This is a genomic window from Streptomyces sp. BB1-1-1 (assembly GCF_031597775.1).
Classification (GTDB): domain Bacteria; phylum Actinomycetota; class Actinomycetes; order Streptomycetales; family Streptomycetaceae; genus Streptomyces; species Streptomyces thinghirensis.
In genome coordinates this window covers 7292787-7318096 of record NZ_CP134203.1, presented here as the reverse complement: position 1 = coordinate 7318096, position 25310 = coordinate 7292787, and the positions used below count along the sequence as shown (strand labels likewise).

Here is a 25310-nt window from a genome sequence, read left to right as displayed (position 1 = left end):
GAGGTCGGCCATGCCCATCGCGACGGTGAACCCGGCGAACGGCGAGACGCTCAGGACGTACGAGGCCATGGGCGAGGAGGAGATCGAGCGCCGGCTCCAGCTCGCGGAGGCCACCTTCCGGACGTACCGGACGACGGCGTTCGACGAGCGGGCCCGGCTCATGCACCGTGCCGCCGACCTCCTGGAGGAGGACCAGGAGGAGATCGGCGAGGTCATCACCACCGAGATGGGCAAGCCGGTCAAGCAGGCCCGCGCGGAGGCCGCCAAGTGCGCCAAGGCGATGCGCTGGTACGCCGACCACGCGGCGGAGCTGCTCGCCGACGAGGAGCCCGCCGAGTCGGACGTGAAGGACTCCGGCGCGTCCCGGGCCCTGGTCCGCTACCGGCCGCTCGGCCCGGTGCTCGCGGTGATGCCGTGGAACTTCCCCCTCTGGCAGGTGATCCGGTTCGCGGCACCCGCGCTGATGGCGGGCAACGTCGGGCTGCTCAAGCACGCCTCGAACGTGCCGCAGACCGCCCTGTACCTGGAGGACCTGTTCCACCGGGCGGGCTTCCCCGAGGGCTGCTTCCAGACCCTGCTCATCGGCTCCGCCGCGGTCGACGACATCCTGCGCGACGAGCGGGTGCGGGCCGCCACCCTCACCGGCAGCGAGCCCGCCGGCCGTGCGGTCGCCTCCACCGCCGGGGAGATGATCAAGAAGACGGTGCTGGAGCTGGGCGGCAGCGACCCGTTCGTCGTCATGCCGTCCGCCGACGTCGGCCGGGCCGCACAGGTGGCGGTGACCGCGCGCACGCAGAACGCCGGGCAGTCCTGCATCGCCGCCAAGCGGTTCATCGTGCACACGGACGTGTACGACGCCTTCGTCGAACGCTTCACCGAGGGCATGAAGGCGCTGACGGTCGGCGACCCGATGGACGAGGAGACCGAGGTGGGTCCGCTCTCCAGCGAGCAGGGCGTGAACGACCTCGTCGAACTGGTCGACGACGCGCGGCGCGGCGGCGCGCAGGTGCTGTGCGGAGGCGAACGCCCGGACGGGCCCGGCTGGTACTACCCGCCGACCGTGCTGGCCGGCGTCACCCGCGACATGCGCATCCACCGCGAGGAGGCCTTCGGCCCGGTCGCCACGCTGTACCGCGCGGCCGACCTGGACGAGGCGGTGCTCATCGCCAACGACACGGACTTCGGCCTCAGTTCCAATGTCTGGACCCGCGACGACGCCGACGTGGACCGCTTCGTACGGGATCTGGAGGCGGGCGGCGTGTACGTCAACGGGATGACCGCGTCCCACCCGGCGTTCCCGTTCGGCGGGGTCAAGCGGTCGGGCTACGGGCGTGAGCTGTCCGGGCACGGAATCCGGGAGTTCTGCAACATCACCACCGTATGGCACGGAGCGTGAGCCTTCCGCGACTACGATCCCCTTTGTGAACCGCGAAGTGACCCTGCCTCTGATCGTCGACGACCGCGGTACTTTGCAGGTCGCCGCGTCCGACGTGAGCAAACTGCTGCGTACGGTGGGCGGGCGATGGCTGCGGCTGGTGGAGGCCGGCGAGGTGAGTCTGGACGAGGACACGGTCGCGGCCCTCACCATCGAGCTCGCCAAGCTGGCCGACCGGATCGACGTGGCGTGCATCGCCCACAGCAGCGGCCAGTCCTCCTGACGCCCCCCCCCCCGCGCCCGTCTCCCACCCGCCCGCGCCTGCCCGGTCCCCGAGACGGAGTAGCCCGGCGAGAGATCGCCGCCCCCGTGAGTGATCGTGGGTGAGCGCCCTGAAAAGGGCGCACCACTTTCCGGCCGGGGGGCGAGAGCCTTCCGCGAGGCGAAAGCAGGCACGGTTCATGGCGACTTTGTGCAGACCTTCGGTGTCCGTCCCAGAGCACGTGATCACGATGGAGGAGACGCTGGAGCTGGCGCGCGAGCGCCACACCGACCATCCCCAACTGCCGCTGGCCCTCCGGCTGATAGAGAACACCGGGGTACGCACCCGGCACATCGTGCAGCCCATCGAGGAGACGCTGAAGCACCCCGGCTTCGAGGACCGCAACCGGCTCTACGAGCGGGAGGCGAAGGCCCGGGTCCCCGCGGTGATCCAGCGGGCCCTCGACGACGCGGAGCTGCTCACCACCGACATCGACGTGATCATCTACGTCTCGTGCACGGGCTTCATGATGCCCTCGCTGACGGCGTGGCTGATCAACGAGATGGGCTTCGAGAGCACCACGCGGCAGATACCCATCGCCCAGCTGGGGTGCGCGGCCGGCGGTGCGGCGATCAACCGCGCCCACGACTTCTGCACCGCCTACCCCGAGGCCAACGCGCTGATCGTGGCCTGCGAGTTCTGCTCGCTGTGCTATCAGCCCACCGACATCGGCGTGGGCTCCCTGCTCTCCAACGGCCTGTTCGGCGACGGCATCGCCGCCGCGGTGGTCCGCGGACAGGGCGGCACCGGTGTCCGCCTGGAGCGCAACGGCTCGTACCTGATCCCCAAGACCGAGGACTGGATCATGTACGACGTGAAGGCCACCGGCTTTCACTTCCTGCTGGACAAGCGGGTGCCGGCCACGATGGAGCCGCTCGCACCGGCCCTCCAGGACCTGGCGGGCACCCACGGCTGGGACGCCTCCGACCTGGACTTCTACATCGTCCACGCCGGCGGGCCGCGGATCCTGGACGACCTCAGCAAGTTCCTCCAGGTCGACCGGCACGCGTTCCGGTTCAGCCGGGCCACGCTCACCGAGTACGGCAACATCGCCAGCGCCGTCGTCCTGGACGCGCTGCGCAGACTCTTCGACGAAGGCGGCGTCCACGACCGGGCGCGCGGGCTGCTGGCCGGTTTCGGCCCCGGCATCACCGCGGAGATGTCCCTGGGCCGCTGGCAGACCGCCGACGAGACGCAAGGCGTGAGGCAAGCGTGAGTGAAGAGACGATTCCCCGGGCCGACACCGCTCCGCCCGTCCGGGACTGGCCGGCCCTCGACCTGCCCGGCACCGACTTCGATCCCGTCCTGACCGAGCTGATGCGTGAAGGTCCCGTCACGCGTATCTCGCTGCCCAACGGCGAGGGCTGGGCCTGGCTGGTGACCCGGCACGACGACGTCCGCCTGGTCACCAACGACCCCCGGTTCGGCCGCGAGGCCGTCATGGACCGGCAGGTCACCCGGCTCGCCCCGCACTTCATCCCGGCGCGCGGCGCGGTCGGCTTCCTCGACCCGCCCGACCACACCCGGCTGCGCCGCTCGGTGGCGGCCGCGTTCACGGCCCGGGGCGTGGAGCGCGTGCGCGAGCAGTCCCGCGGCATGCTCGACGAACTCGTCGACGCCATGCTGAAGGCCGGCCCGCCCGCCGACCTCACCGAGGCCGTGCTGAGTCCCTTCCCCATCGCGGTGATCTGCGAGCTGATGGGCGTCCCGGCCGCCGACCGGCACAGCATGCACACCTGGACCCAGCTGATCCTCTCCTCGTCGCACGGCGCGGAGGTAAGCGAGCGGGCCAAGCACGAGATGAGCGCCTACTTCGCCGATCTCGTCGGGCTGCGGTCGGACAGCACCGGCGAGGACGTCGCCTCGCTGCTGGGCGCCGCGGTGGGCCGGGACGAGATCACCCTGGAGGAGGCCGTCGGGCTCGCCGTCCTGCTCCAGATCGGCGGTGAGGCGGTCACGAACAACAGCGGGCAGATGTTCTACCTGCTGCTGACCCGTCCCGAACTCGCCGAACGCCTGCGCTCCGAACCGGAGATCCGTCCCCGGGCCATCGACGAGCTGCTGCGCTGGATTCCCCATCGCAACGCGGTCGGGCTGTCCCGGATCGTCCTGGAGGACGTGGCGGTCGGAGGGGTGCGGATGCGGGCGGGGGACGCTGTCTACGTGTCGTACCTGGCCGCCAACCGCGACCCGGAGGTCTTCCCCGACCCGGACACGATCGACTTCGCGCGCAGCCCCAACCCGCACGTGTCCTTCGGCTTCGGCCCGCACTACTGCCCCGGCGGCATGCTGGCCCGGCTGGAGTCCGAGTTGCTCGTCGACACGGTCCTGGACCGGGTGCCGGGGCTGAAGCTCGCGGTGCCGCCCGAGGACGTGCCCTTCAAAAAGGGGGCGCTGATCCGCGGGCCCGAGGCCCTGCCGGTGACCTGGTGAGCGGCCTCGCGGCGGTGTCGGAGGGACTGCTGGTGCCACCGGGGCACGGGAGGGTCGTGCAGGCGCCCGCCCAGCACGTGACCTTCAAGGTGACCGGTTCGCACTCGCGCATGGCCTCCACCTTCGAGGTGATCGTGCCGCCGGGCTTCGACGTCGGCGCCCACGTGCACACCCGCAGCGAGGAGTTGTTCTACGTGCTGGAGGGCGAGCTGGACGTGCTCGCCTTCGAGCCGAGGGTCCGTACCCCCGACAACTGGCAGAAGTGGGAGTCGTCTTCGGGCAACCGGGTGGTGCGCGCGACCCCGGGCACGGTCATCGTCGTACCTCCCGGCTGCCCCCACGCCTTCGCGAACCCGACGGGCGAGCCCGCCAAGATGTTCTTCCAGGCGAGCCCGCCCCCGGACCACGAACGCTACTTCGAGGAACTCCTGGAGATCCTCGGGAGCGGGGGCCCGCCGGACCACGCGGCGATCGAGGCTTTACGAGCGAAGTACGACATCGAGCAACTGACCCCACTCCGGCACAGGTGAGCAACTCAGGGGCGCGGGACAGTATCGATGTGCGGCTCCGCCGCGTGGGCGCGACCAGCCACAGCGAACGGCAGACCCGCGTCGCTCCCCCGCCCCGACGGCGCTACCGAATCGGCATCCCGGCGAGGGTCCGCGCGATCACCAGCCGCTGGATCTCGCTGGTGCCCTCGAAGATGGTGTAGATGGCGGAGTCGCGGTGCATCCGCTCCACCGGGTACTCACGCGTGTAGCCGTTGCCGCCCAGGATCTGGATCGCCTGGGCGGTCACCTTCTTCGCCGTCTCACTCGCGAACAGCTTGGACATCGACCCCTCGGCCGCCGTGAACGGCCTGCCGTTGATCGCCATCCAGGAGGCCCGCCACACCAGCAGCCGCGCCGCGTCGATGGACGTCCGCATGTCCGCGAGCTGGAAGGCGACGCCCTGGTTGTCGATGATCGGCCGCCCGAACTGCTCCCGCGTCTGGGCGTACTCCAGCGCGACCTCGTACGCGGCCCGGGCGGTGCCGACCGCCATGGCGCCGACCGCCGGGCGGGACGCCTCGAAGGTGGCCATCGCCGCGTTCTTGACGCGCTCCCCGCCCTTCTTGGCCTTCTCCCGGGCGCGGGCCAGGCGCGCGTCCAGCTTCTCCTTGCCGCCGAGCAGGCAGGAGCCGGGGACGCGCACGTTGTCCAGGATCACCTCGGCGGTGTGCGAGGCGCGGATGCCGTGCTTCTTGAACTTCTGGCCCTGCGACAGCCCCGGGGTGTTCGGCGGGATGATGAACGAGGCGTGGCCCTTGGAGCCCAGCTCCGCGTCGACGACCGCGACCACGACGTGGACGTTGGCGATGCCGCCGTTGGTCGCCCAGGTCTTGGTGCCGTTGAGCACCCACTCGTCCTTGGCCTCGTCGTACACGGCACGCGTGCGCATGGAGCCCACGTCGGAGCCGGCGTCGGGCTCGGAGGAGCAGAACGCGGCGACCTTGACGTCGCTGGCGTCGCCGTACATCTGGGGGATCCAGGTGCCGATCTGCTCCTCGGTGCCGTTGGCGAGGACGCCGACGGCGGCCAGGCCGGTGCCGACGATGGACAGCGCGATGCCGGCGTCACCCCAGAACAGTTCCTCCATGGCCATGGGGATGCCGAGGCCGGTGGGGTCGAAGTACTGCTGGGCGTAGAAGTCGAGGGAGTAGATGCCGACCTTGGCGGCCTCCTGGATGACCGGCCAGGGAGTCTCCTCACGCTCGTCCCATTCGGCGGCCGCGGGGCGGATGACGTCGGCCGCGAAGCCGTGCAACCAGTCCCGGACCTCCTTCTGTTCGTCGTTGAGCTCCATGGTGAACTCGGCCATGTCCCCTCCAGTGACGCACGTGCGTGTTACTTGCGGTAACCCGAGTCTGTTACCGGTGGGTAGGAAAAGTCAACTCCCGAGGCCCCGTCGCCCTCCCGTTCGATGTCCGGTGCCCGCCGGGTGTTAGTTTGCGCAGGCGTCACCGAACCAGCACGGGTGGGGAGAGCACATGGACACCACGCAGCGGACCGATCAGCAGCGGTCCGCCGACCGCAGACGGCGCGAGCTGCTGGAGGCCGCCGACCGGGTGGTGCTGCGCGACGGCCCACAGGCCTCGATGAACGCCATCGCCGCCGAGGCCGGCATCACCAAGCCGATCCTCTACCGCCACTTCGGCGACAAGAACGGACTGTACGCCGCCCTGGCCGTGCGGCACACGGACGCCCTCCTCGCCTCGCTGCGGGCCGCCCTGGACGCTCCGGCGGAGCGGCGGCAACGCGTCGAGGCCACCCTGGACACCTATCTGGCGGCCATCGAGGCACGCCCGCAGGTGTACCGCTTCCTGATGCATCCGGCGGAGGGCACCACCACACCGGGCGACCAGGCCGACCAGGGCTTCGACGTCGGCAAGCACTCGGCTCCGCTACTGCGCCGCATGGGCGAGGAACTGGCCCAGGTCATCGAGGAGCGCCTCGACGTCGGTCCGGGCACCCAGCAGCTGGCCCGGGTGTGGGGGCACGGAATCGTCGGCATGATGCACGCCGCCGGGGACTGGTGGCTGGGCGAACGCCCCTGCTCCCGGGCGGAGTTGGTCCGCACCCTGGCCGACCTGCTGTGGGGCCGCCTCGCCGCGGCCGGGGACAAGGCGGGCGGCCCGGGCTTCTGACGGCCGCGGGCGGTGTCCACGGCCCCGGCGTGGCCGCGGGCCGGAGCCACCGCAGGCACGGCCCTCCGTCGGCGCCACCACGCCGATACGGTCCACTGCTTCAGCTTCGCCGCTGAAGCCGCCCCGCTGAAGCCCCCGGCCGGACCGCTCAGCGGTGCCAGGACGCCCGCGCCACCTGCCGCATCAGCTTCCGGTGCCGCCGGCCGGTCAGGCGGTCGGCGTACAACCGGCCCTCCAGGTGATCGCACTCGTGCTGGAGGCACCGGGCGAAGAACCCCGTCCCGTGCACGGTGACCGGCTCCCCCGTCACCGTGAAGCCCTCCACGACCGCGTGGTCGTGACGCTCGGTCCCGGCCTCCAGTCCCGGCAGCGACAGACAGCCCTCCGGCCCGCGCACCACCACCCCGTCCGTCTCGACGAGCCGCGGGTTCACCACGTGGCCGACGTGGCGCTCGTCCTCGTCGTCCGGGCAGTCGTACACGAAGACGCGTACCGGCTCGCCGACCTGGTTCGCGGCCAGGCCCACACCGTGGGCGGCGTACATGGTCGCGAACAAGTCCTCCACGAGCGCCGCGAGTTCCGGACCGAAGTCCGTCACCTCGTCGCAGGGTGCGTGCAGGACGGGGTCGCCGAGGAGGCCGAGGGGTCGGACGCGCCCGTGGGCGCCCGGGATGGAGCCGTGTCGCATGGCGGCAAGAGTAAGGTCCCTGTGTCCCCCGGCGGCCCGCGCCCACCGTCGGAACCCCGTGGCCGGTGCCGCGATTCGGGAGTGCGAACGGATCTCGATAGGCTGAGGTCCACACCACGTGGCCGTCAGGCTTCAGGCGCGGCGCGTACGCAAGGAGGATCGAGAACTGATGGCAGGCAACTCGGACCCGCTCACGCCCCGGGCCAAGATCGCCGTGACCGCGGGCAAGGCGGTCGCGGCGGCATCTCGTGCCGCGGGGCGCGGCAGCGGTTCGGTGATCGGCGGCAAGGTCGCGCTGCGACTCGATCCCGACCTCCTCGCCAGGCTCGCCCAGCATCTGGACGTGACCCTGGTCTCGGCGACCAACGGCAAGACCACCACCACCCGGCTCATCGCCGAGGCGCTCAAGGCGGCCGGACCGGTCGTCTCCAACGCGCTCGGCGCCAACATGCCGGCCGGCATCACCTCGGCGCTCGCGGCCGGCTCGGAGTCCCGGTACGGCGTCATCGAGGTCGACGAGAAGTACCTCGTCGGCGTCGCCCAGGCCACCGAGCCGAAGTGCATCGCCCTGCTCAACCTCTCCCGCGACCAGCTCGACCGCGCCGCCGAGACCCGGATGCTCGCCGAGAACTGGCGCGAGGGCCTGACCGGTTCCAAGGCGGTGATCGTCGCCAACGCCGACGACCCGCTGGTGGTGTGGGCCGCGTCCTCCTCACCCAACGTGATCTGGGTCGCCGCCGGTCAGATGTGGAAGGACGACGCCTGGTCCTGCCCGGCGTGCGGCGGCGTGATGCAGCGCCCCGGTGACGACTGGTTCTGCGGCGAGTGCGGCTTCCGGCGCCCGACGCCGAGCTGGGCGCTCTCCGGCGACCACGTCCTCGACCCGCACGGCTCCGCCTGGCCGATCCACCTCCAGCTGCCGGGCCGCGCCAACAAGGCCAACGCCGCCTCCTCGGCCGCCGTCGCCGCCGTCTTCGGGGTGCCGCCGCAGGTCGCCCTGGAGCGCATGTACCAGGTGCAGGCGGTCGCCGGACGCTACGACGTCGTGCAGTTCCAGGGCCGTGACCTGCGTCTGCTGCTCGCCAAGAACCCGGCGGGCTGGCTGGAGACCTTCTCCCTGATCGACCCGCCGCCGACCCCGGTGATCCTCTCGGTGAACGCGCGCGGCGCCGACGGCACCGACACCTCCTGGCTGTGGGACGTGGACTACACCCGGCTGACCGGCCACCCGATCTGCGTGGTCGGCGACCGGAAGCTGGACCTCGCGGTGCGCCTGGAGGTCGCGAACCAGCAGTTCCAGGTGTGCGAGGACCTCGACCAGGCGGTGCAGCTGTGCCCGCCGGGACGCATCGAGGTCATCGCGAACTACACCGCCTTCCAGGACCTGCGCCGCCGCGTCGGCAACTGACCGCGAGACTTCAGGGGACTTTCGTGAGCGACAACCAACTGCGGATCGTCTGGATCTACCCGGACCTCCTCAGCACGTACGGCGACCAGGGCAACGCCCTGGTCGTGGAGCGCCGGGCCCGCCAGCGCGGCCTCGACGTGGCCCGGCTCGACGTGCGCAGCGACCAGCCGATCCCGACCTCCGGCGACATCTACCTGATCGGCGGCGGTGAGGACCGCCCGCAGCGGCTCGCGGCCGAGCGGCTGCGCCGGGACGGCGGCCTGTACCGGGCGGTGGAGAACGGCGCGATCGTCTTCTCCGTCTGCGCCGGCTACCAGATCCTGGGCCAGGAGTTCATCAACGACCTGGGCCAGCGCGAGCCGGGCCTCGGCCTGCTCGACGTGGTCTCCACCCGCGGCGAGGGCGCCCGGTGCGTCGGCGACGTCCTCGGCGACATCGACCCGCGCCTGGGCCTGCCGCCGCTGACCGGCTTCGAGAACCACCAGGGCATCACGCACATCGGCCCCGGCGCCCGCCCGCTCGCCCAGGTCCGCTTCGGCAACGGCAACGGCACGGGCGACGGCACGGAGGGCGCGTACAACGACACGGTCTTCGGCACGTACATGCACGGCCCGGTGCTGGCGCGCAACCCGCAGATCGCGGACCTGCTGCTGAAGCTGGCCCTCGACGTGAACGCGCTGCCGCCGACCGACGACCGCTGGTACGAGGCGCTGCGCAACGAGCGCATCGCGGCCGCGCAGCAGCCTGCGTAGGCACAGCCGCGCAGCAGCTGCCTGACCTTCGTGGCGCCGGCCCGTCTGATGACTCATCCGCACAGGTGAGCGGGCACGTCCAGTAGGCGGACGCACGGTTCGGTCCCGCCCCCCGGTGCCGCTAGGGTGGCGGGGATCGAGCCGGACAGCGCGGTCCGGACCCGTGCCACTTGAGAAGGTATTTCGGGCTATGCGCATTGGTGTCCTCACGTCCGGCGGCGACTGCCCCGGCCTGAACGCCGTCATCCGGTCCGTCGTGCACCGTGCCGTCGTCGACCACGGCGACGAGGTCATCGGCTTCCGGGACGGCTGGAAGGGCCTCCTGGAGTGCGACTACCTCAAGCTCGACCTGGACGCGGTCGGCGGCATCCTGGCCCGCGGCGGCACCATCCTCGGCTCCTCCCGGGTCCGTCCCGAGCACCTGCGGGACGGCGTCGAGCGCGCCCGCGGCCACGTCGAGGAACTCGGCCTGGACGCGATCATCCCGATCGGCGGCGAGGGCACGCTGAAGGCGGCCCGGCTGCTGTCCGACAACGGCCTGCCGATCGTGGGCGTGCCGAAGACCATCGACAACGACATAGCGGTCACCGACGTGACCTTCGGCTTCGACACGGCCGTGACCGTCGCCACCGAGGCCCTGGACCGGCTGAAGACCACCGCCGAGTCCCACCAGCGGGTGCTGATCGTCGAGGTCATGGGGCGGCACACCGGCTGGATCGCGCTGCACTCGGGCATGGCGGCCGGCGCGCACGCCGTGGTCGTGCCGGAGCGGCCCTTCGACATCGACGAGCTGACCGCGAAGGTCGGCGAGCGGTTCTCGGCGGGAAAGCGGTTCGCGATCGTGGTCGCCGCGGAGGGCGCCAAGCCGAAGGCCGGCACCATGGACTTCGACGAGGGCGGCAAGGACGTCTACGGCCACGAGCGCTTCGCCGGCATCGCCCGCCAGCTCTCGATCGAGCTGGAGGAGCGGCTCGGCAAGGAGGCCCGGCCGGTGATCCTCGGACACGTCCAGCGCGGCGGCACGCCGACGGCGTACGACCGGGTGCTGGCGACGCGGTTCGGGTGGCATGCGGTGGAGGCCGTGCACCGGGGCGAGTTCGGGATGATGACGGCGCTGCGGGGGACGGACATCCGGATGGTGGCGCTCGCCGAGGCGGTGGAGTCGTTGAAGACGGTGCCGGATGCGCGGTACGCGGAGGCGGAGTGCGTGCTGTGAGTTCACGGGGCCGATAAGAGCTCGGGTCCGCTGGTCCGTCGCGGACTGCGGGTTCGTTGTGGTTGATCGCGCAGTTCCCCGCGCCCCTTCAGGGCGCGTTCACCGCCCCCGGTCGCAAGTGCGGCCGGGGGCGGTTCTACGCTTGCCTTCGGACAGACGGCGCTCAATCGCGCTCAACCCCCACGAAACAGGAGCCGGCGGATGGATCACAGCGGGCACGGCATGACGATGGATCTGCCGCCGTTCACGCTGGGGCGAGGTCTCGCGTGGTCGGCGGACCCCTTCTTCCTGATCGCCTGTCTCCTGGGACTGGCGCTGTACGGGTGGGGCGTCGTCAGGCTGACCCGGCGCGGTGACAAGTGGCCGGTGGGCCGGACCGTGTCCTTCGTCGTCGGTGTGCTGAGCATCGGGCTGATGATGTGCACCAAGCTCAACGACTACGGCATGGTCATGTTCAGCGTGCACATGGTGCAGCACATGATGATCAGCATGGTGTCGCCGATCCTGCTGCTGCTCGGCGCCCCGATCACCCTGACCCTGCGCGCGCTGCCCCCGGCGGCCCGTGGCAGCAAGGGGCCCCGCGAACTGCTGCTGATGCTGCTGCACAGCCGCTACATGCGGATCGTCACGCACCCCGCGTTCACCATCCCGCTGTTCATCGCGAGCCTGTACGGGCTGTACTTCACTCCCCTCTTCGACTTCCTGATGGGGTCCAAGGTCGGGCACATCGGAATGATGGTGCACTTCCTCGCCGTCGGGCTGGTGTTCTTCTGGCCGATCATGGGCGTCGACCCGGGCCCGCACCGGCCGGGCTATCTGATGCGGATGCTGGAGCTGTTCGCGGGCATGCCGTTCCACGCGTTCTTCGGCATCGCGCTGATGATGGCGTCCTCGCCCATGGTCGAGACGTTCAAGAACCCGCCCGCGTCGCTCGGCATCGACGCGCTCTCCGACCAGAACGCGGCCGGTGGCATCGCCTGGGCCTTCAGCGAGGTCCCGTCCGTGCTGGTGCTGCTCGCGCTGCTGTTCCAGTGGTACGCCTCGGAGGAGCGGCAGGCCCGACGCAGCGACCGGGCCGCCGACCGCGACGGCGACAAGGAACTTCAGGCGTACAACGCCTATCTGGCCTCACTGAACACACGCGGCGGCTGACCGGCGGTTCCGTTCAGTAGCATGTGGCGCGTCGGGGGAACCGCCCGGGGGGAGCGGTATGACACGTCATGTGGGCCGGGTCGTCGCCGGCCGCTATCTGCTGCTGCGCCCGCTCGGCGACGGCGGGTCGGACCGGGTGTGGCTCGCGCACGATCAGCGGCTGGGCTGCGAGGTCGCGCTGAAGGCCGCCCGCGCCGGGGTTCGGGACCTGCCACGGCCGCGCGAACATCCGCACGTGGTGACCGTTCATGACGTGGTGGAGCACGAGGGTGTGCCGTGGACGGTCATGGAGTACGTCGCGGGCGCCGTCGAGCTGAGGGAACTGGTGGCCCGGCGCGGTCCGCTGGCCCCGGCCGAGTGCGCCCGGATCGGGCTCGCCGTGCTCGACGCGTCGGCCGCCGGGAGCGAGCGGGGTGTGCCGCACGGGCGGGTGGGGCCGGCCGACATCCTGCTGGCACCGGACGGCGGCGGCGCGCCGTACGGCAGGATCCTGCTCCTGGACCACGTCGTCGCGGCGCCCGGGGACGACGACGGTCTCCTCGCACTGGGCCGCACGCTCCACTACGCCGTCGAGGGCCGCGAGCCCTCCGACCGCGAGGCGGCCGTTCCGCCCGTGCGGGCCGGTGCGCTCGGGCCGCTGCTGGAGAGACTGCTCGGCGGGGCCCCGGGGCCGCGCGTCACGGCGGCCGAGGCGGAGGCGGAACTGGCGTGGATCGTCACGCCGCAGACCGATGCGTACGTCCGGCCGCGCACCGACCCGGGATCGCAGCCGCCCTGGTCCGCGCCGCCCATGCCCGTGCCCCGCCCGGCCGCCGCCGATCGGCCGGCTGCCGCCACCACTCCCGCCACCGCCACCGCCCCCGCCGGGCACCGGCGCCCGCGTCCGCGGGTCCTGCGTGCCGCTCTGGCCGGCGGGCTCGGTCTGGTCCTCGCCCTGGGCGGCGTCTGGTACGCCCTGGCCGACCGGGCGGCCGACGGGACCGGGGCACCGTACGGCGACACCGCGGGGCTCGTGGCGCCGCTGGAGGACGGGGACTGCGTCCGCGCCCGGTGGCCGGGCGGCACCCGGTTCGCGGGGACGCCGCGCCTCACCGTGGACCCGGGCTGCCGGGGCGGGGCGCCCGACGGCCAGGTGATGGCGTTCGTGCCCGCCTCCTCCGCCGCGGAGGCCCGCGAGCTGGGACCGGCGCGGTGCGAGGAGCGGACGCGGGAGGTCCGGGGCCGGCTGGCCGGGGTGCGCGGTGTGGCGGTGGTGCCGGCCGACGGCGGATTCGAGACCGCCCGCAGGCGCACCGCCTGCCTGGTGCTGGGCGCGCACGGGCCGGTGTACGGGCCGCTCGGGCGGTATCGCGAGCCGGGTTCGGTGTTCGCGGACACCGCGACCATGCAGCGCCGGGACTGCCTGGACGTGCGCTCCGCGCGGGAGGCTCGGCTGGTGTCCTGCGCGGGCCGGTACGACGCCCAGGTGCTCGGATTCACCCGATTGGCCTCCGACGTCACGCTCGCCGAGGCGCCCGCGGCGGCGGACCGCGCGTGTGCGCGGGAGGTGCCGCCGCGCGACTACGGATTCGACCCCTCCGTGTACGAGGCCGCGTCCCGGACGGCCGCGGGGGCCTGGAAATCCGGCACACATCTCGCCGTCTGCACCGTACGGAGGCAGAACGGGGGCACCATGGAGGGGAACGGACCATGAGGAGGGTGTCGCGATGCCCGGTTCCACGGACAGTTCCACGAAGACGATGGGGGCGCTCACCATCGGCGGCCTGGTCGCGGTGACGGCCTACACGGTGGCGCTCGGGAGCAACGGCTGGCTGTGGTTCGGCTGGGTCGTGCTGGGCCTGATCACCCTGGGGATGGTGGCCACGCGCAGCGCCTGAGCCCCGCGCGGGGCGCACGACGACTCACTCGCGGCCGAGCCGGCCCGCCGAGTGCACGCCCGGCTGGTACTTCGGCAGCCGGACCGTGATCTTCATGCCCGCGCCGACGGCCGTCTCGATGACCAGGCCGTGGTCGTCTCCGTAGACCTGGCGGAGCCGGTCGTCGACGTTGGACAGCCCGATGCCGCCCGACGGGCTGACCTCGCGCGCGAGGATGCGGCGCAGCAGGCCGGGGTCCATTCCGGCGCCGTCGTCCTCGATGACGACCAGGGCCTCGGCGCCCGCGTCCTGCGCGGTGATCTGGATGCGGCACCGGTCGGACTTGCCCTCCAGGCCGTGCTTGACGGCGTTCTCGACGAGCGGCTGGAGGCACAGGAAGGGCAGTGCGACCGGCAGCACCTCGGGGGCCACCTGGAGGGTGACGGCGAGGCGGTCGCCGAAGCGGGCCCGCACCAGTGCCAGGTAGTGGTCGATGGCGTGCAGTTCGTCGGCGAGGGTGGTGAAGTCGCCGTGCCGCCGGAACGAGTAGCGGGTGAAGTCGGCGAACTCCAGGAGCAGCTCGCGGGCACGCTCGGGGTCGGTGCGCACGAAGGACGCGATGACCGCGAGCGAGTTGAAGATGAAGTGCGGGGAGATCTGGGCGCGCAGGGCCTTGATCTCGGCCTCGATGAGCCGGGTGCGGGACTGGTCGAGGTCGGCCAGCTCCAGTTGGACGGAGACCCAGCGGGCGACCTCGCCGGCGGCCCGGACCAGGACGGCGGACTCGCGGGGCGCGCACGCGACGAGGGCGCCGTGCACCCGGTCGTCGACGGTGAGCGGGGCGACGACCGCCCAGCGCACCGTGCAGTCGGGGGTGTCGCAGGTGAGCGGGAAGGCCTCGCCGCGGCCGGTCTCCAGCGGTCCCGCGAGGCGTTCCATGATCTCCGAGCGGTGGTGGGCGCCCACGCCGTCCCAGACCAGGACCTCCTTGAGGTCGGTCAGGCACAGCGCGTCCGTGCCGAGCAGGGAGCGCAGCTTGCGGGCCGACTTCCCTGCGGTCTCCTCGGTCAGGCCCCCGCGCAGCGGGGGTGTGGCAAGGGAGGCGGTGTGCAGGGTCTGGAAGGTGGCGTGCTCGACCGGGGTGCCGAGTCCGCCGAGGTTCTGCGGGCGGGCCGTGCGGCGCCCCAGCCAGAAGCCCGCGGCCAGCAGGGGCAGCACGGCAACGACCAGGCCCGCGAGGAAACCGCCCATGGAGCCGCTCACGGGGCCGCCTCCTTGCGCAGGTCCTCCGCGGCGCGCCGTTCGTCTCTGCGCAGGTCCTCCGTGCGCAGTTCCTCCGCGCGCAGCTCCTCCGGCAGGTGGAAGCGGGCCAGGATCGCCGCCGTCCCGGCCGGTACCCGGCCCGGGGTGGCCAGGGAGACCAGCACCATGGTGAGGAAGCCCAGCGGCACCGACCAGAGCGCCGGCCAGGCCAGCAGCGCGTGCAGCGCGCCGCCGCCGCCCGGGAAGCCGCCCATGGTGGCGGCGACGGCGAGCAGGGCGGAGCCGCCGCCCACCAGCATTCCGGCCGCCGCGCCGGGCGGGGTCAGCCGCCGCCACCAGATGCCGAGGACGAGCAGCGGGCAGAAGGAGGAGGCGGACACGGCGAAGGCGAGGCCGACGGCGTCGGCGACCGGCAGCCCGCCGACCAGCGCGCTCGCCGCCAGCGGTACGGCCATGGCGAGGACGGTGCCGAGCCGGAAGTGCGGCACGGCGCGGGACGGCAGCACGTCCTGGGTGAGGACGCCCGCGACGGCCATGGTCAGCCCGGACGCGGTCGACAGGAACGCGGCGAAGGCACCACCCGCCACCAGGGCGCCGAGCAGGTCGCCGCCCACTCCGCCGATCACCCGGTCGGGCAGCAGCAGGACGGCCGCGTCGGCGTCGCCGGTGAGGGTCAGCTCGGGGGCGTACAGGCGGCCGAGGGCGCCGTAGACGGGCGGCAGCAGGTAGAAGGCGCCGATCAGACCGAGCACGGCGACGGTGGTGCGGCGGGCGGCGACGCCGTGCGGGCTGGTGTAGAAGCGGACCACGACGTGCGGCAGGCCCATGGTGCCGAGGAAGGTGGCGAGGATCAGTCCGTACGTGGCGTACAGCGGGCGCTCGGTGCGGCTCTCGGCCCGGGAGGGCGACAGGGCGTCGTCGGCGCCGCGTCCGGCGGCCGGGACCGGGGTGTCCTTGGCGAAGGTGAGCCGGGTGCCGGACTCGATGTGATGGGTGCCGGTGGGCAGGCCGATCCGGGCGTCGTCGTGGGTGCGGCCGTCCACGGTGCCGTCGACGGTGACGGTCAGCGGGCGGTCGAGCTTGAGGGTGAGGCTGTCGTCGACCCGGACGGAGCGCTGCTCGCGGAAGGTGGCGGGTTCGTCGAAGGGGCGGCCGGGGGCGCCGTCGCCCTGCCAGGCCAGCACCAGGAAGAGGGCGGGGACGAGCAGGGCGGTGAGTTTCAGCCAGTACTGGAAGGCCTGGACGAAGGTGATGCTGCGCATGCCGCCGGCGGCGACGATGGCGGTGACGACGACGGCGACGATCACCCCGCCCAGCCAGTCGGGTGCCCCGCTCAGCACGGTCAGGGTCAGTCCGGCGCCCTGGAGCTGGGGCAGCAGGTACAGCCAGCCGACGCCGACGACGAAGGCCCCCGCGAGCCGCCGTACCGCCTGGGAGGCGAGCCGGGCCTCGGCGAAGTCGGGCAGCGTGTAGGCGCCGGAGCGGCGCAGCGGGGCGGCGACGAAGAGCAGCAGGACCAGGTAGCCGGCGGTGTAGCCGACGGGGTACCAGAGCATGTCGGGGCCCTGGACCAGGACCAGGCCCGCGATGCCGAGGAAGGACGCGGCGGAGAGGTACTCGCCGCTGATGGCGGCGGCGTTCAGGCGGGGGCCGACGGTGCGGGAGGCGACGTAGAAGTCGGATGTGGTGCGGGAGATGCGCAGGCCGAAGGCGCCGACGAGGACGGTGGCGACCACGACGAGGGCGACGGCGGGTATGGCGTAGCTGGAGTTCATGGCGCCTTCACAGCCTCGCTGGACAAGGTCATCGGTCCTCGACGAGGCGGACGAAGTCGCGTTCGTTGCGTTCGGCGCGGCGCACGTACCAGCGGGCGAGGAGGACCAGCGGGGCGTACAGGCCGAAGCCGAGGACGGCCCATTCCAGGCGGCGGGCGTCGGGCATCGCCGCGAACAGCAGCGGCAGCGGCCCGACGAGGAGTCCGAGGACCGCGAAGGCGGTGAGGCCGGCGCGCAACTGGCTGCGCATGAGGGAGCGGACGTAGGTGTGCCCGAGGGTGGTCTGCTCGTCGATCTCGGTGCGCGGGCGGTAGTAGCCGGAGGCCCGTCGGGTCCGCCTGGGCGGGCCGGTGACGGTGACGCGGCGCTCGGTGGGGTCCTGGGGCATGACTCACGGCCTCCGCATGAGCAGGTCCCGCAGTTCACGGGCGTGGCGTCGGCTGACCTGGAGTTCCTCGGTGCCGACCAGGACGCTCACGGAGCCCGCGTCCAGGCGGAGTTCGCCGATGTGGCGCAGGGCGACGAGGTGCCGGCGGTGGATGCGGACGAAACCGCGGGCGCGCCAGCGCTCCTCCAGGGTGGACAGGGGGATGCGGACGAGGTGGCTGCCCCGGTCGGTGTGCAGGCGGGCGTAGTCGCCCTGGGCCTCGACGTGGGTGATGTCCTCGACGGGGACGAAGCGGGTGACGCCGCCGAGTTCCACGGTGATGTGGTCGGGGTCGGGTTCGTGCACGGGTATGCGGGGAGCGGGGGTGGTGGTGCCCCGGCGTTCGGCGGCGCGGCGGACCGCCTCGGCGAGCCGTTCCCGGCGGACGGGTTTGAGGACGTAGTCGACGGCCTTGAGGTCGAAGGCCTGCACGGCGAAGTCCTCGTGGGCGGTGACGAAGACGACCAGCGGCGGCCGGGCGAACCCGCTCAGCAGCCGGGCCAGGTCGAGTCCGTCCAGGCCCGGCATCTGGATGTCGAGGAAGACGACGTCGATGGCGTCCGGCCCGTCGGGGCCCGACTCCAGGGCGCGGTTGATGCGGCGCAGCGCCTCGGTCGCGTCTCCCGCGCCCTCCGCCGTACCGATGCGGGGATCGGCGTTCAGCAGATACACGAGTTCCTCGAGCGTGGGGCGTTCGTCGTCGACAGCAAGGGCGCGCAGCATGAGGCTGGAGTGTAGGAGCAATCCGTACGCCTGCACACGTTCCCGTCGCGGACGTATCCGCTGGATACAGTGCCCGCATGAACAGCAGGCCCACGCCGTTCGACGAACTCGACCGGAAGATCGTCACCGCCCTGATGGCGAACGCCAGGACGTCCTTCGCGGAGATCGGCGCGGAGGTCGGGCTGTCCTCGACGGCGGTCAAGCGCCGGGTGGACCGGCTGCGCGAGACCGGGGTGATCACCGGGTTCACGGCGACGGTGCGCCCGTCCGCGCTGGGCTGGCGCACCGAGGCGTACGTGGAGGTGTACTGCGAGGGTGCGGCGCCGCCGAGACGGCTGGCGGAGGTCGCGCGCGGCTATCCGGAGATCACGGCGGCGATGACGGTGACCGGTGGGGCCGACGCGTTGCTGCATGTGCGGGCGCGGGACGTGGAGCACTTCGAGGAGGTGCTGGAGCGGATCCGGGCCGAGCCGTTCATCCGGAAGACGATCAGTGTGATGGTGCTGTCCCATCTGATCCAGGACGCTCCGGAGGCCGGTGCGAGCCTTCCGGCGCCCGAGGGCGGGGCACCCGGACCGGCCGAGGGCGCAGCAGACGTGCGCTGACCTGGCTCAGAACGCAGCGATACTGCGCCAACACGCAGCTCTTGTCGCTTGTCGTCCGTCTCCTTCGCTTCCTACCGTGGTGTCATCCCTCAGTCACAACCCGTAAGGAAGCGGAGGAACCCCTCTGTGCCCGAATCACGTGTGCCGCGCCGGCGGCGCTTCCTGGTCTGCGAACCCAGACACTTCGCCGTGCAGTACGCGATCAACCCGTGGATGAGCACCGGCCGACCGGTCGACGTCATCCGCGCCCTGGACCAGTGGCAGGCACTGGTCGACGCCTACCGCGCCCACGGCCACACCGTGGACACGATCGGGGCGGTCCCGGGCCTGCCCGACATGGTCTTCGCCGCGAACTGCGCGGTCGTCGTCGAGGGCCGGGTCTTCGGCTCCCACTTCCACGCGCCCGAGCGTCGTCCCGAGTCCGTGCCCTACGAGGCGTGGTTCAAGACGGAGGGCTTCGAGGTCCAGCACTCCGAGGCGGTCTGCGAGGGCGAGGGCGACCTGGTCCCGGCCGGCCGCTGGATCCTGGCCGGCACGGGATTCCGTACGACCCGTGAGGCGCATCGCGAGGTGCAGGAGTTCTTCGGCTTGCCGGTGATCTCGCTGACGCTCGTGGATCCGTACTTCTACCATCTGGACACGGCCCTGTTCGTGCTCGACGACGGCAGCGACGGGGCCGCCGGTAACGTCGCCTACTACCCCGGGGCCTTCTCGCCCGGCAGCCGCGAGGTGCTGGAGCGGCTCTACCCGGACGCGGTGATCGCCACCCGCGAGGACGCCATGGCGTTCGGGCTCAACTCCGTCTCCGACGGGCGGCACGTGTTCATCTCGCCCGGGGCCCGGGGACTCGCCGATCAGCTCGCCGGCCTCGGCTACGTCCCCGTCCCCGTCGACCTGTCCGAGTTCCACAAGGCGGGTGGCGGCATCAAGTGCTGCACCCAGGAGATCCGGGAGATCCACTCATGACCGCACCCGCCCGCGACCGCGGCTCCGAGGAACTGATCCGCGCGGAGGAGCCCGTCCTCGCGCACAACTACCACCCGCTGCCCGTGGTCGTATCCCGCGCCGAGGGCGCCTGGGTCGAGGACGTGGAGGGCCGCCGCTACCTGGACATGCTGGCCGGCTACTCGGCGCTCAACTTCGGCCACCGCCACCCGGCGCTGGTCGACGCCGCCCACCGCCAGCTGGACCGGCTGACCCTCACCTCGCGCGCCTTCCACAACGACCGGCTCGCGTCCTTCGCCGAGCGGCTGGCCGCGCTGACCGGCACGGACATGGTGCTGCCGATGAACACCGGCGCGGAGGCGGTGGAGAGCGGCATCAAGGTGGCCCGCAAGTGGGCCTACGACGTGAAGGGCGTCCCGGCCGACCGGGCGACGATCGTCGTCGCGGCGGACAACTTCCACGGCCGTACGACGACGATCGTGAGCTTCTCCACGGACGAGACGGCCCGCTCCGGCTTCGGCCCCTTCACACCCGGCTTCCGGGTCGTCCCGTACAACGACCTGGGGGCCATGGAGGCGGCGGTCGACGAGACGACGGCGGCCGTGCTGATCGAGCCGATCCAGGGCGAGGCGGGTGTGCTGATCCCGGACGACGGCTATCTGGCCGGCGTGCGGGAGCTGACCCGCCGGGCCGGGTGCCTCTTCATCGCGGACGAGATCCAGTCGGGTCTCGGCCGCACGGGGCGCACCCTCGCCGTCGAGCACGAGTCGGTCGTGCCGGACGTGGTGCTGCTCGGCAAGGCGCTGGGCGGCGGCATCGTCCCGGTGTCGGCGGTGGTCGGCAGCCGGGAGGTGCTCGGTGTGCTGCACCCGGGCGAGCACGGTTCGACGTTCGGCGGCAACCCGCTGGCGGCCGCGGTCGGCACCGCGGTGGTGGAGCTGCTGGAGACGGGCGAGTTCCAGCGCCGGGCGACCGAGCTGGGAGCGGTGCTGCGCGAGGGTCTGACCGCCCTGGTCGGCAAGGGCGTCGTCGGTTTCCGCGCGCGCGGGCTGTGGGCGGGCGTCGACGTCGACCCGGCGCTCGGCACGGGCCGCGAGGTCAGCGAGCGTCTGATGCGCGAGGGCATCCTCGTCAAGGACACGCACGGCTCCACGATCCGCCTGGCGCCGCCGCTGACCGTCACCGGTGAGGAGCTGGCAGGGGCGCTCGGGACGCTGGAGAAGGTCCTGACCTCCTGACCCCCGTCCCAGGTGCCGTCACGGAGCGGCTCGGCCCCGGTCGAGCCGCTCCACGTGCGTCACGTTGTCCCGGTCCTCGGCGTCCTCGCCGGGCTCGCCCGCGAACCAGGCGTCGAGGATCTCCCGCAGCAGCGGCGCCGACGTCAGCCGCAGACCGATCGCGAGCACGTTGGCGTCGTTCCAGCGACGGGCCCCGTCCGCCGTGTACGCGTCGGCGCACAGGGCGGCCCGTACGCCCGGCACCTTGTTCGCGGCGATCGACGCGCCCGTGCCGGTCCAGCAGCACACCACCGCCTGGTCGGCCGTGCCGTCGGCGACCTCGCGCGCCGCCCGCTCCGAGCACACCGCCCACCGCGGGTCCGCGCCGGGCCGCAGCGCGCCGTGCGTCAGCACCTCGTGGCCCCGTCCGCGCAGCTCCTCAACGAGGAGGCGGGCGACGGGTTCGTCCATGTCGGAGGAGACGGAGATGCGCATGCGCGCAGCGTACCCACCGCACCCGTCCGCGCGCCGCTCACCTCATCGGCTCAACCACATGACTGAAGTCACGACCATACCCAGGATGATCGGGGGAACGGTACGACCTGAGAAACGTACGACCGAGCAGCCCTCCGCCGGGAGCGACTGCCCGTGGAAAGGGAGTCCGCCACGTCCCCCACCGAGAACGGCCAAGAATCCGACGCCGCGGCGATCCGCCGCCACCCGGCCCTGTTCCGGGCGATCAAGCGTCGGCAGAACCCCCGCCTGCGCCGGTCGGACATCACCGTCACGGACGAGGCCGCGGTCAAGAGGGCGGTGAAGGCCGCCTCTCTGGGCAATGCCATGGAGTGGTTCGACTTCGGCATCTACGCCTATCTGGCCGGCACCATCGGCCGAGTGTTCTTCCCGTCCGGGAGTGACACCGCGCAGCTGCTCTCCTCGTTCGCCACGTTCGCCGTGGCGTTCCTGGTACGCCCGCTCGGCGGCATGGTCTTCGGTCCGATGGGTGACAAGGTCGGCCGCAAGAAGGTGCTCGCGCTGACGATGATCCTCATGGCGATCGGCACCGCCGCCATCGGGCTCATCCCCAGCTACGACTCCATCGGCTTCTGGGCCCCCGTCCTGCTGATCCTGTTCCGCCTGCTCCAGGGCTTCTCGACCGGCGGCGAGTACGGCGGTGCGTCCACGTTCATCGCCGAGTACGCGCCCGACAAGCGGCGCGGTTTCTTCGGCAGCTTCCTGGAGCTGGGCACGCTGGCCGGGTACACCGGCGCCGCGAGCCTGGTCACCGGGCTCACGACCTGGCTCGGCAGCGACACCATGGACGCCTGGGGCTGGCGCATCCCGTTCCTGGTCGCGGCGCCGCTCGGCATCGTCGGTATCTATCTGCGGCTGAGGCTGGACGACACGCCCGCGTTCCTGAAGCTTGAGGACTCCAACGTCCACATCTCGGAGGCGGCGACCGCGGTGGAGACCACCGCGCGGGGCGACCTCGCCAAGATCTTCCGCACGCACTGGCGCTCGCTGGTGCTGTGCATCGCGCTCGTCGGCGCGTACAACATCACCGACTACATGCTGCTGTCGTACATGCCCACGTATCTCTCGGACGAGCTGCACTACAGCGAGAGTCACGGCCTGATGATCCTGGTGGCCACCATGGTGCTGCTGATGCTGATCATCAACCAGGTCGGCCGCCTGTCCGACCGCTTCGGCCGCAAGCCCCTCCTCATGACCGGCATGATCAGCTTCTTCGTGCTGTCCGCCCCGGCCTTCGTGCTGGTGCAGGAGGGCAGTCTGCTCGCCGTCTCGGCCGGCATGCTGATGCTCGGTCTCTCCCTGGTCTGCCTGCTCGGCACGATGTCGGCGGCGCTCCCGGCGATGTTCCCCACCAACGTCCGGTACGGCTCCCTCTCCGTCGGCTACAACCTGTCCGCGTCGCTGTTCGGCGGTACCACGCCGCTGGTCATCACCGCCCTGATCAGCGTGACCGGCTCCGACATGATGCCCGCCTACTACGCGATGGCCGCGGCCCTGGTCGGTGTCGTGGCGGTGGCCTGCATGAAGGAGACCGCCCAGCAGCCTCTCGAGGGCTCCCCGCCCTCGGTGCAGAGCCAGGAGGAGGCGGCGGAGCTGGTCGAGTCGCAGGCCCCCACGCCGAAGTTCTGACGTCGCGTCGTCGGGCGGTGGGACCGGCACGTACCCCACCGCCCGGTCGATGCCTCGGTCGATCGAAGCGGGGCTGAACCGGGCCCGGCCCGATCGGCACGGTCCGGGCTACGATCGATCACCGGACGCGGACGTCCGGCGCGGAGCCGTGCCTTGCCTACCGGGAGAGCGGGAGACACACCGTGTTCTACTACGTGCTCAAGTACGTACTGCTGGGCCCGCTGCTGAGAGTCGTCTTCCGCCCCCGCATCGAGGGCCTGGACCACGTGCCGGCGTCGGGGGCGGCCATCGTCGCGGGCAACCACCTCTCGTTCTCGGACCACTTCCTGATGCCCGCGGTGCTCAGACGCCGCATCACCTTCCTCGCCAAGGCCGAGTACTTCACCGGGCCGGGTCTCAAGGGCCGGCTGACCGCGTTCTTCTTCCGCAGTGCCGGGCAGATCCCCGTCGACCGCACCGGCAAGGAGGCGGGGCAGGCCGCGATCCGCGAGGGGCTCGGTGTGCTGGGCAAGGACGAGCTGCTCGGCATCTATCCGGAGGGCACGCGCTCGCACGACGGCCGGCTGTACAAGGGGAAGGTCGGCGTCGCCGTGATGGCGCTGAGGGCCGGGGTGCCGGTCGTGCCCTGCGCGATGATCGGCACCTTCGAGGCGCAGCCGCCGGGCCGCAAGATCCCGAAGCTGCACCCCGTGGTGATCCGCTTCGGCGAGCCCCTGGACTTCTCCCGCTACGCCGGCCTGGAACGGGAGAAGGCCGTACTGCGCGCCGTCACCGACGAGATCATGTACGCCGTCCTGACGCTGTCCGGCCAGGAGTACGTCGACCGGTACGCGGCCGACGTGAAGGCGGAGGAGGCGGCGAAGGCGGCGAAGGGCCCGAGGTTCCCCCGGCTGCCGCACCGCTAGGGGGTGTCGTTCGGATCAGGCCGGCTCCGGGCAACGGTGCGTGGCAACTGACCCGAGCGGGGTCTGGTGCGTGCAGCTGCAAGGCGGAGGAGGGCGGCAGGGCGGAGCCCTGGCAACCGACGACAACGCCGCAGATGCGCGTGCCAGGCCCCGCGACCCCGGCAAGATCCGAACGACACCCCCTGGGGGCCGTTGCCTGCCCTCGGGGCTCGTTGCCTGCCCTCGGGGCTCGTTGCCCGCCGTCGGGGCTCCTCTCGTCTGCCGTCGGCAGAAGGGCGTGGCCGGGTGGCCGGGCGGGCGCCTACGGTCGCCGTATGACACGTGCTGTGGTGGTCGGAGCGACGGGACAGATCGGTCGGGTGGCGGTGGGGGCGCTGGCCCGCGACGGCTGGGAGGTGACGGCCGTCTCGCGAGGCGGCGAGCGGGACGGGGGCTGGCCCGAGGACGTACACGTGGTGCGGGCCGACCGGGAGGACGACGCGGCCCTGTCGGCGGCGGTGGGTGACGGCTGTGACGTCCTGGTGGACATGGTGGCCTACGGGGAGGGGCACGCGCGGCAGTTGGTCGGGCTCGCGGGACGGGTCGGCTCGGCGGTGGTGATCTCCAGCCTGTCGGTCTACGAGGACGACAAGGGCCGCAACTTCGACACGCAGGCCGAACCCGACGGCTTCCCCCACTACCCCGTGCCGCTCACCGAGGAGCAGCGCACGGTCCGCCCGGGCGACACCTCGTACCCCACCCGCAAGATCGCGCTGGAGCGGGAACTCCTCGCGGCGGGCGACCGGTTGCCCGTCACACTGCTGCGCGCGGGAGCGATCCACGGGCCGCACTGCCGGACCCCGCGCGAGCTGTACTTCGTCAAGCGCAACCTCGACGGCAGGCGCCGGCGCGTCCTCGCGTACGGCGGTGCGAGCCGCTTCCACCCGGCGAGCGTGCACAACATCGCCGAGCTGATCCGGCTGGCCGCCCCGCGGCCGGGTACGCGCGTCCTGAACGCGGTCGATCCGGACGCGCCGACGGTGGCGGAGATCGCGGCGGCGATCGACGCGGTGATGGGCGTGGAGGCCGAGGACGTGCTGGTGGACGGCCCGCCGCCCGCGGACGGCGTGGGCGACACGCCGTGGTCGGTGCCCGTGCCCGTCGTGTGCGACATGTCGGCGGCGGAACGGCAGTTGGGCTACCGCCCGGTGGTCCGGTACGCCGAGGCCCTGCCGGACACGGTCGCCTTCCTCGAGGAGCGGCTGGCCGGCCGGGACTGGCGGGAGGCGTACCCGAAGATGTTCCGGGCGTACGGCGACCTCTTCGACTACGCGGCGGAGGACACCTGGCTGGCGGCGCGGCAGGGCTGAGGACGCCGGAGGGGGCGGCCGGTAGGACCGGCCGCCCCCTCCTCGTACCC

General features: G+C 72.0%; 25 protein-coding genes. 18 read left to right on the top strand and 7 right to left on the bottom strand.

Annotated features, from left to right (window positions below):
* Nucleotides 1–10 precede the first annotated feature (10 nt).
* From RI578_RS33605 to RI578_RS33585, 5 genes are all read left to right on the top strand, one after another.
* Entirely contained in the window at nucleotides 11–1396 is a 1386-nt protein-coding gene (locus tag RI578_RS33605) for an NADP-dependent succinic semialdehyde dehydrogenase (RefSeq protein WP_310874569.1), read from the top strand.
* A 25-nt stretch (nucleotides 1397–1421) separates the two neighbouring features.
* Nucleotides 1422–1658 (top strand): DUF6213 family protein, encoded by a 237-nt coding sequence (locus tag RI578_RS33600; RefSeq protein WP_193776641.1) that lies wholly within the window; start codon nucleotides 1422–1424, stop codon nucleotides 1656–1658.
* Between the two features lie 100 nt (nucleotides 1659–1758).
* The gene (locus tag RI578_RS33595) at nucleotides 1759–2913 is read left to right on the top strand and encodes a type III polyketide synthase (RefSeq protein WP_310874568.1); all 1155 of its coding nucleotides are present in this window, start codon (nucleotides 1759–1761) and stop codon (nucleotides 2911–2913) included.
* Nucleotides 2910–4130 carry a cytochrome P450 gene (locus tag RI578_RS33590; protein WP_310874567.1) on the top strand — a complete coding sequence of 407 codons (1221 nt, stop codon included), beginning with the start codon at nucleotides 2910–2912 and terminating at the stop codon, nucleotides 4128–4130. Before RI578_RS33595 ends, RI578_RS33590 begins: the two co-directional genes overlap by 4 nt.
* Nucleotides 4127–4660 carry a cupin domain-containing protein gene (locus tag RI578_RS33585; RefSeq protein WP_310874566.1) on the top strand — a complete coding sequence of 178 codons (534 nt, stop codon included), beginning with the start codon at nucleotides 4127–4129 and terminating at the stop codon, nucleotides 4658–4660. The genes RI578_RS33590 and RI578_RS33585 overlap by 4 nt, the downstream gene beginning before the upstream one ends.
* A 103-nt stretch (nucleotides 4661–4763) precedes the next feature.
* On the opposite strand, the gene RI578_RS33580 is transcribed toward RI578_RS33585, so the two are convergent.
* Complete coding sequence (locus RI578_RS33580) at nucleotides 4764–5990, bottom strand: acyl-CoA dehydrogenase family protein (RefSeq protein ID WP_310874565.1); 1227 nt, start codon at nucleotides 5988–5990, stop codon at nucleotides 4764–4766.
* Between the two features lie 169 nt (nucleotides 5991–6159).
* On the opposite strand from RI578_RS33580, the gene RI578_RS33575 reads away from it, so the two are divergent.
* Nucleotides 6160–6816: a TetR family transcriptional regulator gene (locus RI578_RS33575; RefSeq protein WP_310874564.1), complete on the top strand. Its 657-nt coding sequence runs from the start codon at nucleotides 6160–6162 to the stop codon at nucleotides 6814–6816.
* Between the two features lie 148 nt (nucleotides 6817–6964).
* On the opposite strand, the gene def is transcribed toward RI578_RS33575, so the two are convergent.
* Nucleotides 6965–7504: a peptide deformylase gene (def, locus tag RI578_RS33570; RefSeq protein ID WP_310874563.1), complete on the bottom strand. Its 540-nt coding sequence runs from the start codon at nucleotides 7502–7504 to the stop codon at nucleotides 6965–6967.
* Nucleotides 7505–7673: 169 nt separating this feature from the next.
* Here def and RI578_RS33565 point away from each other — a divergent pair, with 169 nt between their 5' ends.
* From RI578_RS33565 to RI578_RS33540, 6 genes are all read left to right on the top strand, one after another.
* Nucleotides 7674–8912: a MurT ligase domain-containing protein gene (locus tag RI578_RS33565; protein WP_310874562.1), complete on the top strand. Its 1239-nt coding sequence runs from the start codon at nucleotides 7674–7676 to the stop codon at nucleotides 8910–8912.
* Nucleotides 8913–8935: 23 nt separating this feature from the next.
* Nucleotides 8936–9664: a type 1 glutamine amidotransferase gene (locus RI578_RS33560; protein ID WP_121750328.1), complete on the top strand. Its 729-nt coding sequence runs from the start codon at nucleotides 8936–8938 to the stop codon at nucleotides 9662–9664.
* Between the two features lie 190 nt (nucleotides 9665–9854).
* Nucleotides 9855–10880, top strand: a complete 1026-nt coding sequence (locus RI578_RS33555) for a 6-phosphofructokinase (RefSeq protein ID WP_310874561.1) — start codon at nucleotides 9855–9857, stop codon at nucleotides 10878–10880.
* Between the two features lie 201 nt (nucleotides 10881–11081).
* Nucleotides 11082–12032: a cytochrome c oxidase assembly protein gene (locus tag RI578_RS33550; RefSeq protein WP_310874560.1), complete on the top strand. Its 951-nt coding sequence runs from the start codon at nucleotides 11082–11084 to the stop codon at nucleotides 12030–12032.
* A 58-nt stretch (nucleotides 12033–12090) separates the two neighbouring features.
* Nucleotides 12091–13725: a septum formation family protein gene (locus RI578_RS33545; protein ID WP_310874559.1), complete on the top strand. Its 1635-nt coding sequence runs from the start codon at nucleotides 12091–12093 to the stop codon at nucleotides 13723–13725.
* A gap of 13 nt (nucleotides 13726–13738) precedes the next feature.
* Complete coding sequence (locus RI578_RS33540; protein ID WP_107291848.1) at nucleotides 13739–13909, top strand: hypothetical protein; 171 nt, start codon at nucleotides 13739–13741, stop codon at nucleotides 13907–13909.
* A gap of 24 nt (nucleotides 13910–13933) precedes the next feature.
* On the opposite strand, the gene RI578_RS33535 is transcribed toward RI578_RS33540, so the two are convergent.
* Genes RI578_RS33535 through RI578_RS33520 form a run of 4 tightly spaced genes read right to left on the bottom strand, consistent with a single transcriptional unit; the run spans nucleotide 13934 to nucleotide 18076 of the window.
* The gene (locus tag RI578_RS33535; protein ID WP_310875924.1) at nucleotides 13934–15139 is read right to left on the bottom strand and encodes a histidine kinase; all 1206 of its coding nucleotides are present in this window, start codon (nucleotides 15137–15139) and stop codon (nucleotides 13934–13936) included.
* An 8-nt stretch (nucleotides 15140–15147) separates the two neighbouring features.
* Nucleotides 15148–16926, bottom strand: a complete 1779-nt coding sequence (locus RI578_RS33530; RefSeq protein ID WP_310874558.1) for a cation acetate symporter — start codon at nucleotides 16924–16926, stop codon at nucleotides 15148–15150.
* Nucleotides 16927–16954: 28 nt separating this feature from the next.
* Nucleotides 16955–17314, bottom strand: a complete 360-nt coding sequence (locus RI578_RS33525; protein ID WP_310874557.1) for a hypothetical protein — start codon at nucleotides 17312–17314, stop codon at nucleotides 16955–16957.
* Nucleotides 17315–17317: 3 nt separating this feature from the next.
* Nucleotides 17318–18076, bottom strand: a complete 759-nt coding sequence (locus tag RI578_RS33520; RefSeq protein WP_310874556.1) for a LytTR family DNA-binding domain-containing protein — start codon at nucleotides 18074–18076, stop codon at nucleotides 17318–17320.
* A 77-nt stretch (nucleotides 18077–18153) separates the two neighbouring features.
* Between RI578_RS33520 and RI578_RS33515 the strand changes: the two genes are divergently transcribed.
* From RI578_RS33515 to rocD, 3 genes are all read left to right on the top strand, one after another.
* Nucleotides 18154–18681 carry an Lrp/AsnC family transcriptional regulator gene (locus RI578_RS33515; protein WP_310874555.1) on the top strand — a complete coding sequence of 176 codons (528 nt, stop codon included), beginning with the start codon at nucleotides 18154–18156 and terminating at the stop codon, nucleotides 18679–18681.
* Nucleotides 18682–18807: 126 nt separating this feature from the next.
* Complete coding sequence (ddaH, locus tag RI578_RS33510; RefSeq protein ID WP_310874554.1) at nucleotides 18808–19647, top strand: dimethylargininase; 840 nt, start codon at nucleotides 18808–18810, stop codon at nucleotides 19645–19647.
* On the top strand, nucleotides 19644–20864 hold the full coding sequence (gene rocD, locus RI578_RS33505) for an ornithine--oxo-acid transaminase (RefSeq protein WP_310874553.1): 1221 nt from the start codon (nucleotides 19644–19646) through the stop codon (nucleotides 20862–20864). The genes ddaH and rocD overlap by 4 nt, the downstream gene beginning before the upstream one ends.
* An 18-nt stretch (nucleotides 20865–20882) precedes the next feature.
* Here rocD and RI578_RS33500 read toward each other — a convergent pair whose 3' ends face one another.
* Entirely contained in the window at nucleotides 20883–21338 is a 456-nt protein-coding gene (locus RI578_RS33500; RefSeq protein WP_310874552.1) for an RpiB/LacA/LacB family sugar-phosphate isomerase, read from the bottom strand.
* A gap of 153 nt (nucleotides 21339–21491) precedes the next feature.
* Between RI578_RS33500 and proP the strand changes: the two genes are divergently transcribed.
* The 3 genes from proP to RI578_RS33485 all read left to right on the top strand — a co-directional run bounded on the left by proP (nucleotide 21492) and on the right by RI578_RS33485 (nucleotide 25260).
* Nucleotides 21492–23006, top strand: coding sequence for a glycine betaine/L-proline transporter ProP (proP, locus tag RI578_RS33495; RefSeq protein ID WP_310874551.1), 1515 nt, complete (start codon nucleotides 21492–21494; stop codon nucleotides 23004–23006).
* Between the two features lie 182 nt (nucleotides 23007–23188).
* Complete coding sequence (locus RI578_RS33490) at nucleotides 23189–23911, top strand: 1-acyl-sn-glycerol-3-phosphate acyltransferase (RefSeq protein WP_210959636.1); 723 nt, start codon at nucleotides 23189–23191, stop codon at nucleotides 23909–23911.
* 314 nt (nucleotides 23912–24225) lie between these two features.
* Entirely contained in the window at nucleotides 24226–25260 is a 1035-nt protein-coding gene (locus RI578_RS33485) for an NAD-dependent epimerase/dehydratase family protein (protein ID WP_310874550.1), read from the top strand.
* The last annotated feature ends 50 nt before the right edge of the window (nucleotides 25261–25310 follow it).